This window comes from Mesorhizobium sp. GbtcB19 (genome assembly GCF_019091085.1).
GTDB lineage: Bacteria > Pseudomonadota > Alphaproteobacteria > Rhizobiales > Rhizobiaceae > Mesorhizobium.
Genome location: NZ_JAGXJY010000001.1, coordinates 317,801 through 334,049 on the forward strand (window position 1 = coordinate 317,801; position 16,249 = coordinate 334,049).

At 65.2% G+C, this 16,249-nt stretch carries 14 protein-coding genes; 7 read left to right on the top strand and 7 right to left on the bottom strand.

What is annotated here, in order from left to right:
- Positions 1-46: 46 nt before the first annotated feature.
- Positions 47-253 carry a hemin uptake protein HemP gene (gene hemP, locus KVT37_RS01500; protein ID WP_040981784.1) on the bottom strand — a complete coding sequence of 69 codons (207 nt, stop codon included), beginning with the start codon at positions 251-253 and terminating at the stop codon, positions 47-49.
- 266 nt (positions 254-519) lie between these two features.
- On the opposite strand from hemP, the gene KVT37_RS01505 reads away from it, so the two are divergent.
- From KVT37_RS01505 to KVT37_RS01520, 4 genes are read left to right on the top strand one after another with little or no spacing between them, the layout of a single operon-like run.
- On the top strand, positions 520-2,670 hold the full coding sequence (locus KVT37_RS01505; RefSeq protein ID WP_254633740.1) for a TonB-dependent hemoglobin/transferrin/lactoferrin family receptor: 2,151 nt from the start codon (positions 520-522) through the stop codon (positions 2,668-2,670).
- A gap of 6 nt (positions 2,671-2,676) precedes the next feature.
- Positions 2,677-3,129 (top strand): hypothetical protein, encoded by a 453-nt coding sequence (locus KVT37_RS01510; RefSeq protein WP_217568937.1) that lies wholly within the window; start codon positions 2,677-2,679, stop codon positions 3,127-3,129.
- A 54-nt stretch (positions 3,130-3,183) separates the two neighbouring features.
- Positions 3,184-4,218: a TonB family protein gene (locus KVT37_RS01515; RefSeq protein ID WP_254633741.1), complete on the top strand. Its 1,035-nt coding sequence runs from the start codon at positions 3,184-3,186 to the stop codon at positions 4,216-4,218.
- 45 nt (positions 4,219-4,263) lie between these two features.
- The gene (locus KVT37_RS01520) at positions 4,264-4,578 is read left to right on the top strand and encodes an antibiotic biosynthesis monooxygenase (RefSeq protein ID WP_140647668.1); all 315 of its coding nucleotides are present in this window, start codon (positions 4,264-4,266) and stop codon (positions 4,576-4,578) included.
- 110 nt (positions 4,579-4,688) lie between these two features.
- Here the strand turns inward: KVT37_RS01520 and KVT37_RS01525 are convergent, their stop codons facing one another.
- Entirely contained in the window at positions 4,689-5,273 is a 585-nt protein-coding gene (locus KVT37_RS01525) for a TetR/AcrR family transcriptional regulator (protein WP_217568939.1), read from the bottom strand.
- 98 nt (positions 5,274-5,371) lie between these two features.
- On the opposite strand from KVT37_RS01525, the gene KVT37_RS01530 reads away from it, so the two are divergent.
- Positions 5,372-6,436, top strand: a complete 1,065-nt coding sequence (locus KVT37_RS01530) for an alcohol dehydrogenase catalytic domain-containing protein (RefSeq protein ID WP_217568941.1) — start codon at positions 5,372-5,374, stop codon at positions 6,434-6,436.
- 188 nt (positions 6,437-6,624) lie between these two features.
- Here KVT37_RS01530 and putA read toward each other — a convergent pair whose 3' ends face one another.
- The gene (gene putA, locus KVT37_RS01535; protein ID WP_217568943.1) at positions 6,625-10,233 is read right to left on the bottom strand and encodes a bifunctional proline dehydrogenase/L-glutamate gamma-semialdehyde dehydrogenase PutA; all 3,609 of its coding nucleotides are present in this window, start codon (positions 10,231-10,233) and stop codon (positions 6,625-6,627) included.
- 166 nt (positions 10,234-10,399) lie between these two features.
- Here putA and KVT37_RS01540 point away from each other — a divergent pair, with 166 nt between their 5' ends.
- The gene (locus tag KVT37_RS01540) at positions 10,400-10,852 is read left to right on the top strand and encodes an Lrp/AsnC family transcriptional regulator (RefSeq protein ID WP_217568945.1); all 453 of its coding nucleotides are present in this window, start codon (positions 10,400-10,402) and stop codon (positions 10,850-10,852) included.
- Here the strand turns inward: KVT37_RS01540 and KVT37_RS01545 are convergent.
- Both KVT37_RS01545 and KVT37_RS01550 read right to left on the bottom strand, forming a co-directional pair.
- Complete coding sequence (locus tag KVT37_RS01545; RefSeq protein WP_217568947.1) at positions 10,849-12,057, bottom strand: cytochrome-c peroxidase; 1,209 nt, start codon at positions 12,055-12,057, stop codon at positions 10,849-10,851. The genes KVT37_RS01540 and KVT37_RS01545 overlap by 4 nt on opposite strands.
- A 7-nt stretch (positions 12,058-12,064) precedes the next feature.
- Positions 12,065-12,508, bottom strand: a complete 444-nt coding sequence (locus tag KVT37_RS01550; RefSeq protein WP_217568949.1) for a FixH family protein — start codon at positions 12,506-12,508, stop codon at positions 12,065-12,067.
- Between the two features lie 158 nt (positions 12,509-12,666).
- Here KVT37_RS01550 and KVT37_RS01555 point away from each other — a divergent pair, with 158 nt between their 5' ends.
- On the top strand, positions 12,667-13,584 hold the full coding sequence (locus KVT37_RS01555; protein ID WP_217568951.1) for a sugar kinase: 918 nt from the start codon (positions 12,667-12,669) through the stop codon (positions 13,582-13,584).
- A gap of 44 nt (positions 13,585-13,628) precedes the next feature.
- On the opposite strand, the gene KVT37_RS01560 is transcribed toward KVT37_RS01555, so the two are convergent.
- Both KVT37_RS01560 and KVT37_RS01565 read right to left on the bottom strand, forming a co-directional pair.
- Positions 13,629-14,654 carry an aldose epimerase family protein gene (locus KVT37_RS01560; RefSeq protein WP_217568953.1) on the bottom strand — a complete coding sequence of 342 codons (1,026 nt, stop codon included), beginning with the start codon at positions 14,652-14,654 and terminating at the stop codon, positions 13,629-13,631.
- A 95-nt stretch (positions 14,655-14,749) separates the two neighbouring features.
- Positions 14,750-16,207, bottom strand: coding sequence for an NAD-dependent succinate-semialdehyde dehydrogenase (locus KVT37_RS01565; protein WP_217568955.1), 1,458 nt, complete (start codon positions 16,205-16,207; stop codon positions 14,750-14,752).
- Positions 16,208-16,249 lie beyond the last annotated feature (42 nt).

Here is a 16,249-nt window from a genome sequence, read left to right on the forward strand (position 1 = left end):
ATCGTCCACCTGTCGTGCCTGATATCTGCTCGTTTGCCATTTCCGGTCACTTGTTGAGGATCAGCTTGCCCTGGCGGGTGATCTTCAAACGGTAGAGCGCACCGTGATGCTCGATGCCGATCTCGTGCTCGCCCTGGAACAGCGTGTTGCTGGACAGTGTCCTCACCGCCAGCGGCACCCTTTCGTAGCGCATCTGCGTGTCTTCCGGACGGCGGACGCGGTAGCGGAAGTCATTGGGATTGTGCGTGTTCATCGGGTCGGTCCTTTCCTCTGACGGCCGCCTTGGCCGCAGCCTCGTAAAATGCCGATTCAATTCTTGACTCAAATCATCATGTTTACTAGTCAGTGCATTACCGGACTAAATGAGTCAACATTTAACACGCCGGACATGATCAAAAATGCGAGCGAGCCACCGGCCAGCCAGCTGCGAGCCTGAAAATCTGGAGTTGGGGCATGGGGTTGGTGACTTGGGGACGGACGGGCCTGGCGGGCGATAGCGCGGGTCCGGGCTTCCGATCTATGGCGAAGGCAATCGCCGCATTGATGACCGGCGCGGCGGCGATCGCGCTCAGTGCGCCGGCTGCGCAAGCCCAACAGGCCGCGCAGCCGGCGGTCAGCCAGCAGGCCGATCAGAAAAAGAAGGCTGACGAGAAGGCCGCCGCGGAAGGAACCTTGCTCGACAAGATCCTGGTCATCAGCCGCACCGGCGAGACGGCGATCCAGTCGCTGGCTTCTGCCAGCCATGTCGGCCAGGAGCAGCTCGACCGCCGCATGGCGACGACGCCGAACGAGATGCTGCTCGGCGTGCCCGGCGTCGCCGTGCAGGCCGACGCGCGCCGCGTCTCCTCCAGCATCAACATCCGCGGCCTGCAGGATTTCGGCCGCGTCGCGGTGATCGTCGACGGCGCAAGGCAGGATTTCCAGCGCTCGGACCACGGCACCCAGTCGACTTTCTATGTCGACCCCGAGCTGATCAAATCGGTCGACGTCATCCGCGGCCCGGTCGCCAACACCTACGGTTCCGGCGCTATCGGCGGTGTCGTCTTCTTCGACACCAAGGACGCGGCGGATTTCCTGAAGCCGGAGGAAACCTGGGCCGCCTCGCTGACCGGCCGCTATGAAAGCAACGGCAAGGGCTGGACCACCAGCGCCACCGGCGCCTACCGGATCAACGAGAACTGGGACGTCCTGGGCAACATCGTCTACCGCGACTACGACAACTACAAGAACGGCGGCGGCGACACCGTCGCCGGCACCGGTTTCGACGTGCTGAGCGGCATGCTCAAGACCTCCATACGCCCGACCGAGAACAGCGAGCTCAAGCTTGGCTGGGTCGGCTCCAAGGACGGCTGGACCGAGACCAGCGGCGGCGTGCCGGCCAACGACGTCGATCTCAAGTCGAACACCTTTACCGCCCGCTACAACATCACCGACGACGCCAAGAGCTGGCTCGACCTCCACATCAACGCCTCCTACAACAGAACGAATCTCGACCTGACGACGCTTGTCCCGCAGAAGCGGTTCGACCCCACCACCGGCCTGCCGGTGGTGCTGCCGGCTGGTTCGCTCTCGACCTTCGATGTCGGCACGACCGGCATCGACATCTGGAACACCTCGCGCTTCGAGACCGCGAGCGTAGCCCACGAATTGACCTATGGTGGCGACTGGGTCGGCGACGATGTCGAGACCGGCGGCACCGCCGGCGGCGACAGCTTCTACACGCCGTCAGGCAAGCGCACCGTCTCCGGCGCCTACGTCCAGGACAAGCTGACCTGGGAATGGCTCGAGGTCATTGGCGGCCTGCGCTATGACAATTACAGCCTGAAGGATTCCAAGAACGAGACATCCGGCGACAAGGTATCGCCGCGCGTCACCGTCGGTGTTACGCCCTTTGAAAGCGCCGGCCTGGCTGGCCTGCAATTCTATGGCACCTATGCTGAAGGCTATCGCTCGCCCTCGCTGACCGAGACGCTGATCAGCGGCAACCATCCGGCCGGCGTCAGCTTCCCGTTCCTGCCCAACCCGAACCTGAAGCCCGAGACCGGCAAGACGGTCGAGTTCGGCGTCAACTACAAGCAGAACGACATCATCGCGGCGGGCGACGCGCTGCGGCTCAAGGCCGCCTATTTCAACAACAATGTCGACGATTACATCGACGGCGTGACGCTCTCGCCGTTCGACCCCACCAGCGGCTGCCCGTTCGGCCCCGGCATTCCGATCTGCTTCCAGTACCAGAACTTCGCCAAGGCCAAGATCAACGGCTTCGAGCTGGAAAGCGTCTACGACGCCGGCTGGGGCTATGCCGGGCTGTCAGCCTCGATCATCAACGGCCACACCATCTCCTACGAGGGCGAGCGGGCCGATCTGGCCACCATCCCGTCTTCGCAGGTGACGGCCCAGCTCGGCTTGCGCTTCCTCGAGGACAAGCTGACCGTCGGCGGCGAAGTGCAGTACAACGGCAAGCCGAAGGGCAATGCAGTGGCCAAGGACTATACGCTGGTCAACGCCTTCGCCAGCTACCAGGCGACCGACAATTTCAAGGTCGACTTCCGCGCCGACAATCTGTTCGACGTCAAATACACCAACCCGCTCAACGGCAGCACGACCGCCGTTCTCTATGAACCCGGCGTCACGCTGAAGCTGGCGGCAACCATGCGCTTTGGAGGCTAGGAGAATATGAAGCGCTTGATGACATCCTTTCGTCTGCTGACCCCGACGTTTGCGATGTCGCTTGCAGCGGTGCCGGCGTGGGCGCAGTCCGCGCCGGCTCCGGCCCCAGCTTCGACATTGAGTCTCGAACTCAATGCCGCGCAGCCTTTGGAAAAAGGCTGCCGGCTGACCTTCGTCGTCAACAACGCGCTCGGAACCGACCTGTCGAAGGCCGCGTTCGAGATCGCGTTGTTCAACGGGGCCGGCATTGTCGACCGCCTCACCGTGCTCGACTTCAAGGACCTGCCGGCCGGCAAGACCAAAGTCACCCGCTTCGACCTTGCCGGCGCCGATTGCGGCAAGCTCAGCCGCGTGCTGATCAACAGCGCGACCGAATGCACCGGCAACGGCGTCGAGCCGGCGACCTGCATGCGCGGCCTGAAGACGTCGACCAGGACCGCCATCGCTTTCGGGGTCTGACAAGCGGTGGGCTGCGAGCCGGCACGGACCACCCTTGCACTGGCCGCCGCCGGCATGGGCTTGGCGCTGCCTGCGGCAACCGATCTTGATTTGACAATGTCGGGTCGCTTGCCGCAGGTCTCCCCGCGAGCCATGCAGGATATCGATCCCCTCCCTGACACCGACAGCGAACCGGCGATCCCGCCGGCCGAGCCGCTCGCGCAGCAATCAGCGGCTGACCGCAAATGGCCGGTGGCGATCATCGCCTCCGGCTTGCTGCATGCCGCCGTCGCGGCGGCGTTTTTCATCGCGCCCGCCGACATGTTCGAATCCACCGATGCGATCCAGGCACAAGGCACCGATCGGTCGGGTGCCGATGTCACCGGCAACGTTCTCGAAAACCAGCCTTCCGGCGCGGTGAATGTCACCCTGGTTGCAGATCCGCGACCTCCCGAGCCTGAAACTGCTCAGCCCGCACCGCCAACCGAGGCGCCGCAACCCGATACGAACCAGCCGACGCCGCAGCGAGCACCGGAAGCCATCAGGCAGGCAGCTGCCGCTCCCGAGATACTGGCGACGGACTCCCCGCGCCTGGACGATCAGACCGTCGCCGCGAGCAGTGAACCGGCGGCGTCGCCAAGTCCGGCGCCAGGCGCCGATGCGTCCCCCGCCGAAGCCGCCCAGCCACCGATCCCGAGCACGAAGCCGGATGCAGCCGCCGGATCCCCACGGCCGATCGCGACGCTTGGCGCAACAACCGATGGCAATGAAGCCGACGATGGGAAGATTGCCAGCAAGGGCGGGAAACAGACCGCGACTGGCAATGCCCTGGAATCCCGTTACAGCGGCGAAATCCAGAAGAAGCTCGCTCGCGCCAACCGTCGCGTTTCGAAATCGGTCCAGGCAAAGGCCCGCAACAATGCCAGGGTGGTTTTCATCGTCGCGGCCGACGGCAGCATCAGCGATCTGCAACTCGCCGAAAGCTCAGGGTCTCCGGAGCTGGATGAATTCGCCTTGACGCTGGTTCGCAAGCAAGCCCCCTTCCCTCCCATTCCGCCCGAGACGGGAAGGTCGAGCTGGCTGTTCAAGGCGCGGATCGGTCCTTTTTGAACCTCACCTTAAATCCCGGAATTCGTGCATTTCGAAAGGAAACCAATGTACATCGCCATGAACCGCTTCAAGGTCCAGAACGGCTCTGAGGAGGCTTTCGAGGACGTCTGGAAGAACCGCGATTCCAGCCTCTCCGAAATGCAGGGTTTCAGGGAATTCCACCTGCTGCGCGGGCCGGTCAACGAGACCGAGGGCTACACGCTGTTTGCCTCGCACACCGTCTGGGCAAGCCAGGAGGATTTCGTCGCCTGGACGAAGTCGGAGAATTTCCGCGCCGCCCACCGCAACGCCGGCGGTTCGAAGGTGCACTATCTCGGCCATCCGCAATTCGAGGGCTTTTCGGTCGTCGAAGGCGCATAAGACAGGCCTGCGACAAACGAGATCGTTTCGCGCCAGCCAGCAAAGGCGGGGCGCCACGTCCGCTCATTGCCGAACGGTCGGATACAGCTTTCGAGGCTTCGCTGCTAAGCTCAGAGGGCGGCCATCACCATCGGAACCGTCGCCAGCAGCCGTTTTCTGCTGACGCCATCACGGGCCTGAACGGATAGGCCGTGCAGCGCCAGAGCGACAAAATCGCCAAGCGCTTCTGCATCTGCATCCGGTTCAAGCTCAGCTTCTGAAACTGCCTGCTGGAAACGCGCAATGAGGGCTGCGGTCTGTGCTCGCCGATGATCGGCGAGCAGATCGCGGACTGCCTGGTTCTCCGAAGCGAAGTTGACCGCCGCCGAGACGATCATGCAACCTTTCGGCGCGTCGCCGTCACGGGTGTAAAGCTCGATCGCGTCCATCAGGATGCGCTCGACGGCGGCGCGAGCGCTCGGCGCCTCCTCCAGCGCGCGCAGCGCGAACCCGCCCTCATTCGCTTGATACAGGCCAACCGCCTCTCGGAAAAGTGCCTGCTTCGACCCAAACGCCGCATAGATGCGGGCGGACGCTAGGTCCAACTCCCCGACGAGGTCGGCCATCGAAACACCCTCGTAGCCACGGGCCCAGAACAGGTCGCGGGCCTTGGCCAGCGCCTCGCCGCGGTCAAACTCTCTCGGCCGGCCGGCCATCCCAGTCTCCTTCGCTTCTTTGTCGATCGACAATAAATCGCTTGACTGTCGTGTGCAAGGCTGCATTCTTGAGTGATCAACAAAGAAAGGGATTGCTTATGCGCGCTGCCGTCATCGAACAACTCCGAAAGCCCCTCGTGGTGCGCTCTATTCCCGAGCCCGAATGTCCCCCGGACGGCGCCATCATTCGGATTGGTGCAAACGGGATATGCCGCACCGATTGGCATCTTTGGACCGATGACTGGGCGTGGCGCGGGATCGCAATCCAGCCTCCGTTCGTGCTCGGCCATGAGTTCGCGGGCATTGTCGAGGAAATAGGAAGCGAGGTGAGGGGCTGGAAGCGCGGCGACCGCGTTGTCTATCCCATGAACCCGGGCTGCGGCACGTGTTGGCAGTGCCGGGACGGGCATCAAAACGTCTGCGAGCACGTCGAGCAATTGGTGCCAGGTGTATCGTTCTGGGGTGCCTTCGCCGAGTATAGCGTCGTACGCCACGCTGACGTAAACCTCGTCCGCGTGCCGGAGACCATGCCTCTGCTAAGCGCGGCCAGCCTGGGTTGCCGTTACGTCGCATCGTTCCGCGCCGTGGTCGACCAGGCGGCAACGCGACCTGGGGAGTGGGTTGCCGTCCATGGTTGCGGCGGCATGGGGATGGCTGCCGTACAGGTAGCGGTCGCCCTTGGCGCGAGGGTAATCGCGATCGATTCTTCCCGGGGCGCGCGCGAGTTCGCTCGGGAAATCGGTGCCGAGCATGCCATCGATCCCGCCGAAGCGAACCCCGTCGAGGCGATCCGTCAACTCACGGATGGTGGCGCCCACGCCTCCATCGACGCCCTAGGTATCGCTGAAACCTGTCTCAACTCCGTTCTCTCGCTGCGTCGCCGAGGACGGCATGTCCAGATCGGGCACACGACCAGCATTGAGAAGGGGTATGTGCCGCTTCCCATCGACGAGATCCTCCTCAGGGAACTGAAGCTGATTGGCGCATTCGGTTTACAGGGGCATCGCTACGATACGGTGCTCGCGATGTGCGAAGCTGGACGCCTCGACCCCGGCAAGCTCGTCCGGCAAACGGTCGATCTTGACGGCGTGACCGGCGTTCTCGAGTCGATGGCCGACTACGGCGTGGTTGGTATCGCCGCGATTGACTTTGCGATCGAATAGATGCGGGCCGAACAGTACCCGGCGTCGTCATCGGGCGCTCGTCTGAGTGACAGCGGCGAGCGCTTCATTCGTGACCCGCCTTTCGGCGCCGAGCATCTGCGTCGTGCGATCGACGATCTGGCCTCACGTCAACGCGGCGAGCAGGGACCGCTAAGGTTGGGGTTGTGGGTTCTCTGGCTGCCGGTTTGCTAGGCAGCCGCGAGCAGGCTGGCGTTGCCGCCGGCGGCAGTCGTGTCGACGCACACCGCGCGCTCATGCGCATAGGCCGCCGGGTTGAGCACCTCGCTGACCAGCGGCACGATCGGCCCGGTCCGTTCGGCGATCACCTTGCGCACGATGCGCGCCGCTTCCGGCGTGCCGGAGAAGGCGACGACATCGACGCGCAGCGACCGCGCCTCGACCGGATCCGGCCGGCCGTCGATGGCCGCCAGCGGCAGGCCCTTGCCGGTCAGCGCCGACAGCGCCGCCGGCGCGCCCGGCGCCACCGCCAGCACGGCATTGCCGGCCGCGAGCGCCTGGATCGTCTGGGAAAGCAGCGTCTCGGCGTCGGGGCCGAGGCAGAGCACGCGGCCACGCGGCGACAGCGACAGCGTGTTGGCCTCGCCGGTCGGTCCGGGCAGGTCGACCTGGCCGAAATCGAGGCTGGCGGCAGCGGCGATCGCCGCCGCGCCCTTGCCGCGCAGATGCTTGCGCAGGATCGCGACGCGGTCCGGCCGCGTCGACCAGCCGCCCAGCGTCGGATCCGGCAGATTGTCGGCGAGTTCGGTCGCGGTCACCTTATGGCCGTCGGCAACCTCGGTGCCGGCCTCCGGCCCTTTGCGGAAACGACGCAGATAATGCGGCCCGCCGGCCTTCGGCCCGGTGCCCGACAGCCCCTCGCCGCCGAAAGGCTGCGAGCCGACGACGGCGCCGATCTGGTTGCGGTTGACATAGATGTTGCCGGCATGGATGCCGTCGACGAAATGCTGCACGCGGCCCTCGATGCGGGTGTGCAGGCCGAAGGTCAGGCCGTAGCCCTTGCGGTTGATGGCGGCGATGACCTGGTCGATCTCGTCGGCGTCGAAGGTCGCGACATGCAACACAGGGCCGAACACCTCGCGCTCCATCTCCTCGATGCCTTTGACGCGGAACACGTGCGGCGCGACGAAACGGCCGGTTGTCGGCGCTTCCAGCTTGGCGATCAGCCGGCCCTCCTGTCCCTTCTTCTTGCAGTACTCGCTGATCGCAGCTTGCGCCTCGTCGTCGATGACCGGGCCGACATCGGTCGAGATCAGCCACGGATTGCCGATGTTGAGCGCTTCCATCGCGCCTTTCAGCATCTCCAGCATCTTCTTCTCGACATCCTTCTGGACATAGAGCACGCGCAGCGCCGAGCAGCGCTGGCCGGCGCTCTGGAAGGAGGACGCCAGGATATCGCGTACCGCCTGTTCGGGAAGCGCCGTGGAATCGACGATCATGGCGTTGAGCCCGCCGGTTTCGGCAATCAGCATGGCGTCGGGCGCCGCGGTCTCGGCCAGTTGCTTCTCGATCAGCTTGGCGACCTCGGTCGAGCCGGTGAAGCACACACCCGCAATGCGCGGATCGGCGGTGAGCGGCGCGCCGACCGTGGGGCCGTCGCCCGGCAGAAGCTGGATGACATCTTCCGGCACGCCGGCCTCGCGCAGCATTTCCACGGCGCGGAAGGCGATCAGCGGCGTCTGTTCGGCGGGCTTGGCGATCACCGAATTGCCGGTGACCAGCGCCGCCGCGATCTGGCCGGTGAAGATCGCCAGCGGGAAATTCCACGGAGAGATGCAGACGATGGCGCCGCGCGCCTCGGTGCCGGCTTCCGCATTCGCCGCCTCGGCCGCGTAGTAGCGCAGGAAGTCGACCGCCTCGCGCACTTCCGCCACGCCATCGGCCAGCGACTTGCCGGCCTCGCGCGTGGCCAGGGCGAAGAACTCCGGCGCATTGGCCTCATAGAGGTCGGCGGCGCGGTTGAGGATCGCGGCGCGCTCGGCGACCGGGCGCTTTGCCCAGGCGGGCTGCGCGTCGACCGCGATACGCACGGCGGTCGCCACTTGCTTGGCCGCGGCCTCGTGCACCGTGCCGACGACCTCGTCGGGCTTGGCCGGGTTGACGATCTGGCGCGGCTTGCCGTAGCCGGCGGCGCGCGTCACCGGCTTGGCGTGCCAGCGGTCGGCACCGGCGAACTGCGCTCTCGCCTTGTCGAGCGCCGCGAGCGTCACCGGATCGGTGATGTCGAAGCCTTTCGAATTGCGGCGCCCGGCGCCGAAGATCGCGGCGGGACGCGCGATCGCCGGATTGGCGGCTGGGCCCTGGCTTTCCGCCGTCTGCAGCGGATCGCGCGCGATCTCCTCCGGCTCGACCTCCTCGTCGGTCAGTTGATGCACGAAGGAGGAGTTGGCGCCGTTCTCCAGCAGGCGCCGCACCAGATAGGCGAGCAGGTCGGAATGCGCGCCGACCGGCGCATAGATGCGGCAGCGCGTGCCTTCGGCCTGCCGCACCGTCTCGTGCAGCGCCTCGCCCATGCCGTGCAGGCGCTGGAACTCGAAGCTGTCGCGATCCTTCGCCATCGACAGGATCGCGGCGACCGTATGCGCGTTATGCGTGGCGAATTGCGGATAGATGCGGTCGGTCATCGACAGCAGCTTCTTCGCGCAGGCCATGTAGGAAACGTCGGTGTTGGCCTTGCGGGTGAAGACCGGGTAGCCAGAGAGCCCGAGCGTCTGCGCCCGCTTGATCTCCGTGTCCCAATAAGCGCCCTTCACCAGCCGCACCATGATCCTGCGGTCGTATTTCTTCGCCAGCGCGTAGAGCCAGTCGATGGCGAAAGCGGCGCGCGGGCCATAGGCTTGTACGACAACCCCAAAACCGTCCCATCCAGCGAGCTCCGGCTCGGCCAACACGCGCTCGATGACGTCCAAGGAGAGGTCGAGCCGGTCGGCCTCCTCGGCATCGATGTTGAGGCCCATGCGCGAATGCCGGGCGGCGAGCGCCAGCGACAGAAGCCGCTCCGCCATCACCGGCAGCATCGTCTCCCGCTGCGCCACCTCGTAGCGCGGATGCAGCGCAGAGAGCTTGACGGAGATGCCGTGGTTGTAGCGGATGTCGGGGCCGTTCGACCCGGAATCGAGCGAGGAGATGGCATCCGCATAGGCGCGGTGATAGCGCAGCGCGTCGGCCTCGGTGCGGGCCGCCTCGCCCAGCATGTCGAAGGAATAGAGATAGCCCTTCTGCGTCATCGGCCGGCCGCGCTTGACCGCCTCGGCGATGGTGCGGCCGAGCACGAACTGCTCGCCCATTTCGCGCATCGCCGCGGCGACCGCCTTGCGGATGACCGGCTCGCCCAGCCTGCGCACCATGGCGCGCAGCGTGCCTTCGATGCCGCCCTCGCCTTCGTCGAGCACGCGGCCGGTCAGCATCAGCGCCCAGGTCGAGGCGTTGACGAAGATCGAGCTCGAGCCGCCCGAATGCGCCGACCAGTCATGCGGCGCGATCTTGTCGGCGATCAGATCGTCCATCGTCTCGGTGTCGGGCACGCGCAGCAGCGCTTCGGCAAGGCACATCAGCGCCACGCCTTCCTTGGTCGACAGGCCGTAAGCCGAGAGGAAAACCTCCATCAGCCTGGGATCGGTCGAGCCGCGCACCGCGCGCACCAGGTCGGCGGCCCGGGCCGAGATCGCCTTGCGCTCTTCGGCTGAAAGCCCTGCCGCCGCCGACAGGCGCTTCACCGCCTCATCTTCGTCGGGCAAATAATTGGCGCGGATCTGCTGGCGGATGGCGTCGAGCGGCATATGTCGGATCCATGAAAACGAGCGTTGGGGCGCGGTCTGGCGGCCACCAGACCGAATGGCGCAAGCTAGCACAGCTTAAAATTTCAGTCGGTCCAAAGAAATCGACAGGATAGGCTGATTGAACTATCATTTAGGCCAAGTTTCCACCATTTTAACTGCCAAATCGATGACTGAAGACCAATTGGACCGCATCGACCGCAACATCCTGGCCGCGCTCGGGCGCGACGGCCGTCTCTCCATGTCGGAACTGGCCGGTAAGGTCGGCCTGTCGAAGACGCCGGTGCAGGCACGCGTCAAGCGGCTGGAAAAGGACGGCTACATAAGAGGTTACCGCGCCGTCATCGACCGCGAACGCATGGGCGAAGGCCATGTCGCCTTCGTCCAGGTGAAATTGTCGGACACGCGCTCGGCAGCGCTCGATGCCTTCAACCGCGCGGTGCAAGCCGTGCCGGAAATCGAGCAATGCCACATGATGGCATCGAGCTTCGACTATCTTTTGAAGGTCCGCACCACCGACATCGCCGCCTATCGCCGCGTGCTCGGCGAGCGCATCTCAGCGCTCCCCCATGTCGCCCAGACCTCCACTTTCGTGGCGATGGAGACCGTCAAGGACCGCTAATCCGACAGCGTCTTCAGGAAGGCGACGAGCGCAGCGCGCTCGCGATCCGACAGATCGAGCGGATGCACTTCCGACACGCCTTCCACCGCCAGCGGCGCCTTCGAATAATGCGCTGCCACTTCGTCGAGCGTCGCGAACTGCCCGGCATGCATGTAAGGCGCACGATCCGCTGCGCCGCGCAGTGACGGCGTCTTGTAGGCGCGCACGATTTGCGGGCCGTCCTTGACCATGAAGCGCAGCTCGCGGCAGGCGCTTTCGTCGCCGTCGCGGAATTTACCGAGGCAGTTGAACGGGTCAGCCTGGACCTGCGCCACCGCATCGACCCGGCCCCGGTCCAGCGGCAGGCCGTCGACCGGCGGCACGCCGGTGTTGTGGAAGGAGTTGTCGGTGAAGCGCGGACCGTTGTGGCAGGTCACGCAATTGGCCTTGCCGATGAATAGTTTCAGCCCAAGAACTTCTTCGGGGGAGAAAGCGCCGTCACCTTGAGGCTTGGCACCGGTCGCGAGGTCGATGGCGAAGCGGTCGAAGCGCGTCTGCTGAGGCTCGATCGAGCGCTCGAAGGCCGCGATTGCCTTGCCGATATTGGCATAGACGCGATTGACGTCATCTTGCTGGCCGGCAGGCATGGCGCTCCATGCCGCCTTCTCAGCCTCGCTGCCGAGCGGGCTGGCATTGGCCGGCACGGTGGAAAGGTCCGGCAGCGGCCCGAAAATGCGCTCATAGCGCTCGCCGAAGCGTTTTTTGATGTAATGCGCGAAAGCGGCCCGGTTGCCGGCCTGCTCCAGCGGGTTTTCAAGCGGCGTCAGCGCCTGCGCCCAAAGGCTGTCGCGGCGTCCGTCCCAGAAGAGCCATGGATTGCGGGCCACGCCTGCCAGCGGCATGGTGCGGCGGTTGGTGTGGCCGACCCCGACCGCCTGCGGCAGGTCGTCCTGGAACTGGCGGTCGATCTTGTGGCAGGTCGAGCAGGACACCGTGCCGTCGCGGCTCATGCCGGCATCGAAGAACAGCGTCGAGCCGAGCGCGGCGGCCGCCGGCACATCCGCGTACTGGTTGGTGGTGTCCGCCTTGAGCGAAGGCAGCGCGTTCAGCGCCAGCGAAGCGATGGTCTTCTTCTCCGCGTCGCTGAACTGCGGCTCGCCGCAACCGCCCAGCAAGGCGAGAGCGGCCAGAACCAGCAGGCTTGCGACGCTCGCCAGACGCCTCATCGCCCGCTCACAACACGATGTTGAAGTCGACGGAATCGGAGCCGGCCGCCGCCGAGATGGCGAAGCGCAACTGCCACCAGCCGCTCATCGTGAATTTTATGCCGTCGATGCGGTAGCGCCCGTCGCCCAGATAATCGGTCGCCTGCGGACTGGTTGGCAGGCCGTGATCGTGCTGCGGCATGCCGCCGGAAACGGTGATCGCCGCGCCCTCCACCGGCGCGCCGGCGGCGGTCTTCAGCGTCAGCAGCCAGGACTGCAATTCGCCCTGCCGGATGACGCCGCGCTCCGGCTCGAAGCCCGCCACGAACAGGCCGTTCGCCGTCTTCTTCGCGCGGGAAGTATCCGGACCGGGGGCCGATTGCGGCAGCGTCAGATAAACGGCGGCCACGATGCCGACCAGCAGGGCAGCCAGACCGAGACCCGCAAGAATGTAACGCCATATCGATGCCAAACCCGTTCCTCTTCGGCTGCTAACGTAGCGGGCCGCGTATCGCGTCCCGCCCTGCCTGTGGGAAATCGCTTCTGGCGCAAAATTCAGCCTTCGCCAAGCATGGCGCTGCCAGCCGCGAAAAGCTACAGCAACAACATCTTAGGAAGGGATAAGCTCGCATGGCCAACGGTATCGCATCGATCGGCGAGTGCATGATCGAACTGTCGGGCCAGGCCGGCGACAGCTGGCAGATGGGTTTTGCCGGCGACACCTTCAACACGCTCTGGGCATTGCACGCGCTGAGCCCGGCCCGGCCGGCGACCTATGTCTCGGCCTTCGGCGATGACCCCTTCTCGCGCGACCAGATCGCTTTCTTTGCCGCAAACGGCATAGGTATAGGCAACAGTCCGATCATCGCCGGCGCGCGCCCCGGCCTTTACGCCATCACCCTCACCGGGGCCGAACGCGCCTTCACCTATTGGCGAAGCGACGCTGCAGCGCGCCAGCTCGCCTCCGATCCGGCGGCACTCGCAAAAAGCCTCGAAAACCAGGCACTTGTCTATTTTTCCGGAATCACCCTGGCAATTCTGGACGCGGCCGCGCGAAAAACCCTGCTTGCGGCCGTGGCGGCCGCCCGCAAGGCCGGCTCGCTCGTCGCCTTCGACCCGAATTACCGGCCGCGCCTGTGGCCGAGCCGTGAGGCGGCGCAGGCCGCGATCCTCGAGGCGCTTGCGGTCTCAGACATAGCGCTGCCGACTTTCCCGGATGAGCAGATGCTGTTCGGCGACGAAACGCCGGAGGTCACGGCCCAGCGCCTGGGTAGATTGACCGGCGAGGTTATCGTCAAGAATGGCGAGCAGCCAGCCTTGATTGCGCTGAACGGCGCTTCGCAAACCGTTGACGCGGTTCACGTTGCCAGGCCGGTCGACACCACCGGCGCGGGCGACTCCTTCAACGGCGGCTATCTCGCCGCTAGGCTCGCCGGCCATGCACCCGCCGACGCGGCGCGCCGCGCGCACAAAGTCGCGGCCGCGGTGGTGCAGGTACGCGGCGCCCTTGCCCCGTTCGAAACCTTGCGGACAGCCTTCGACAATTAAGCGCTGTCGAAGCTTAACCGCAGATCACTTCAATATCGATGAACTTAGGGCAGACGGAACCGGTATTCCGTCACCTGATGATAGATCTGTCCCGGCCATAGCGTGGCCTGGGGGAAATAGGGCCGGTTCGGCGCGTCCGGCCAGGTCTGCGCTTCGAGGCAGAGACCGGAAAACGCCTTGTAGCGGCGGCCGTCGAGCCCCGGCGATGCCGGCGCGACGAACTGGCCGCTGTAGAGCTGCAATCCCGGTTCGGTGGTCCAGACTTCCATCTCGACGCCGGAATTGGCGCCCTGCACCCAGGCCGCCTGGTGCAGCGGGCCGCGGCTGGAGGCCAGGCAGTAATTCAGGTCGTAGCGAAGCTGCTCACCTTCCATTTCCATGCGCAGCGCCCGCGCCTGCCGGAAATCGAAAGGCGTGCCGTCGACCGGCTTCACCACGCCGGTCGGGATCATCTCGTCGTCGACGGGCGTGTAGGCGCCGGCGTTGAGCATCAGCCGGTGGTCGAGGATGTCGCCGGCCCCGCCATCGTCGAGGTTGAAATAGGAATGCTGCGCCAGATTGCAGAGCGTCGGCTCCTCGCAGGTCGCGGTCAGCTCCATGCTGAGCGTGCCGGGGATCTTCAGCCGGTAGGTGCAGGTGACGTCGAGCGCGCCGGGAAAGCCCATTGCGCCATCCGGGTCGTGCAAGGTCAGCGTCACGAAATCGCGGCCGTGCAGCGAGACCGTCCATGGCCGGTGGAAAAAGCCCTCGGAGCCGCCATGCAGTGTGTGCTTGCCGAGAAAATTCTGCTCGGTCTGGTAGCGGTTGCCGGCGATGGTGAAGCGGCCGCCGCCGATGCGGTTGGCGAAGCGGCCGACCACGGCGCCGAAGAAGGCGCGGTCGGTCTCGTAGGGCTCGAAGCGGTCATAGCCCAGCACCAGCGGCGCATCGTGGCCGGAAAGACGCAGGTCCTGCACGATCGCGCCGAGACCGATGATGTTGGCGGTGAGCCCGCCTCCCCGGATCGTGAACCGGCGCACGGCCTCGCCTGCCTGCGTCGTGCCAAAGACCTCGCCGTCTTTCATCGCCATGCCCGAAATGTCATTTCCTGATCCGGCGATTTAGGCCGACGGCGCACAGTCCGGCAAGGGCAGGCGTAAAGCCTGCCCCGATCCGTGGGCAGATATCAGAGGCCAAGGCCGCCGATGCAGACATATTTGGTGTCGAGATAGTCCTCGATGCCCTGATGTCCGCCTTCCTTGCCTAGGCCGGATTCCTTGACGCCGCCGAACGGCGCCTCAGGCGTGGTGATCAGGCCTTCATTGACGCCGACCATGCCGTATTTCAGCCCTTCCATGACCCGGAAGGCACGGCCGAGATCGCCGGTGTAGAAATAGCAGGCAAGGCCGAACTCGGTGTCGTTGGCCAAGGCGATCGCCTGTTCCTCGGTCTCGAACTTGAACACCGGAGCGACCGGCCCGAAGATCTCTTCCTTCATGAAGCGCATCTTCGGGGTGGCGTCGGCGATCACCGTCGGCTGGAAGAACGAGCCGCCCAGCGCATGGCGCTTGCCGCCGGCGACGACCTTGCCGCCCTTGGACGTTGCGTCGGCGATCAGTTCCTCGACCTTCTCGACTGCCTTCTCGTCGATCAGCGGCCCCTGCTGCACGCCTTCCTCGAGGCCGGAACCGACCTTCAAGGCATTGCTTGCGGCGGCGAGCTTCTCGACGAACTTGTCATAGACGCCGGCCTGCACCAGGAAGCGATTGGTGCACACGCAGGTCTGGCCGGAATTGCGGTACTTGGCGGTGATGGCACCGGTCACGGCACGGTCGATGTCGGCATCGTCGAAGACGATGAACGGCGCATTGCCGCCGAGCTCCATCGACACTTTCTTGACCGTCACCGACGACTTCTGGATGAGAAGCTTGCCGACCTCGGTCGAGCCGGTGAAGGTGATCTTCGACACCAGCGGATTGGCGCAGATTTCGTCGCCGATCTCGGCGGCCGAGCCGGTCAGGATGTTGACGACGCCCTTGGGGAAGCCGACTTCCTCGGCGAGCGCGCCCCAGGCCAGGCCCGAATAAGGCGTCTGCGTCGCCGGCTTCACCACTGCCGTGCAGCCCGCGGCCAGCGCCGGGCCGAGCTTGCGCGCCAGCATCGAGGACGGGAAGTTCCAAGGCGTGATGGCGGCGATGACGCCGACCGGCTCCTTGGTCACCAGGATGCGGCGGTCGCCCCACGGCGACGGCACGATGTCGCCATAGGTGCGGCGGCCTTCCTCGGCGAACCACAGGATGTAAGCGGCGGCGGAGCCGATCTCGCCCTTGGACTCGAACAGCGACTTGCCCTGCTCGATGGTCAAGAGCTCGGCCAGCACGTCCTGATTGTCCATCATCGCGTCATGCAGCTTGCGCAGAAGCTTCGAGCGCTCGAGCGCGGTGGTCTTGCGCCAGCTCTTGAAGGCTTCGTTCGCCGCCTCGATGGCGCGGCGCGTCTCGGCCTTGCCGGCCTTCGGCACGGTGCCGATCTTGAGGCCCGTCGCCGGATTGTTGACGTCGATGGTCTGGCCGCTGTCGGCCTGCACCCATTCGCCGTTGATGAGATTGGCCTGGCGCATGAAATGGCTGGTTTTCTGAAGCATGGTCTGGCCTCCGTTCGGCCCGCTGATCCGGCCGTTTTTTGT

What these genes read in the sequence shown, in the direction of transcription:
- hemP (WP_040981784.1), bottom strand. Translation starts at nt 253, where the DNA reads ATGAACACGCACAATCCCAATGACTTCCGCTACCGCGTCCGCCGTCCG.
- KVT37_RS01505 (WP_254633740.1), top strand. Translation starts at nt 520, where the DNA reads ATGGCGAAGGCAATCGCCGCATTGATGACCGGCGCGGCGGCGATCGCG.
- KVT37_RS01510 (WP_217568937.1), top strand. Translation starts at nt 2,677, where the DNA reads ATGAAGCGCTTGATGACATCCTTTCGTCTGCTGACCCCGACGTTTGCG.
- KVT37_RS01515 (WP_254633741.1), top strand. Translation starts at nt 3,184, where the DNA reads ATGGGCTTGGCGCTGCCTGCGGCAACCGATCTTGATTTGACAATGTCG.
- KVT37_RS01520 (WP_140647668.1), top strand. Translation starts at nt 4,264, where the DNA reads ATGTACATCGCCATGAACCGCTTCAAGGTCCAGAACGGCTCTGAGGAG.
- KVT37_RS01525 (WP_217568939.1), bottom strand. Translation starts at nt 5,273, where the DNA reads ATGGCCGGCCGGCCGAGAGAGTTTGACCGCGGCGAGGCGCTGGCCAAG.
- KVT37_RS01530 (WP_217568941.1), top strand. Translation starts at nt 5,372, where the DNA reads ATGCGCGCTGCCGTCATCGAACAACTCCGAAAGCCCCTCGTGGTGCGC.
- putA (WP_217568943.1), bottom strand. Translation starts at nt 10,233, where the DNA reads ATGCCGCTCGACGCCATCCGCCAGCAGATCCGCGCCAATTATTTGCCC.
- KVT37_RS01540 (WP_217568945.1), top strand. Translation starts at nt 10,400, where the DNA reads ATGACTGAAGACCAATTGGACCGCATCGACCGCAACATCCTGGCCGCG.
- KVT37_RS01545 (WP_217568947.1), bottom strand. Translation starts at nt 12,057, where the DNA reads ATGAGGCGTCTGGCGAGCGTCGCAAGCCTGCTGGTTCTGGCCGCTCTC.
- KVT37_RS01555 (WP_217568951.1), top strand. Translation starts at nt 12,667, where the DNA reads ATGGCCAACGGTATCGCATCGATCGGCGAGTGCATGATCGAACTGTCG.
- KVT37_RS01560 (WP_217568953.1), bottom strand. Translation starts at nt 14,654, where the DNA reads ATGGCGATGAAAGACGGCGAGGTCTTTGGCACGACGCAGGCAGGCGAG.
- KVT37_RS01565 (WP_217568955.1), bottom strand. Translation starts at nt 16,207, where the DNA reads ATGCTTCAGAAAACCAGCCATTTCATGCGCCAGGCCAATCTCATCAAC.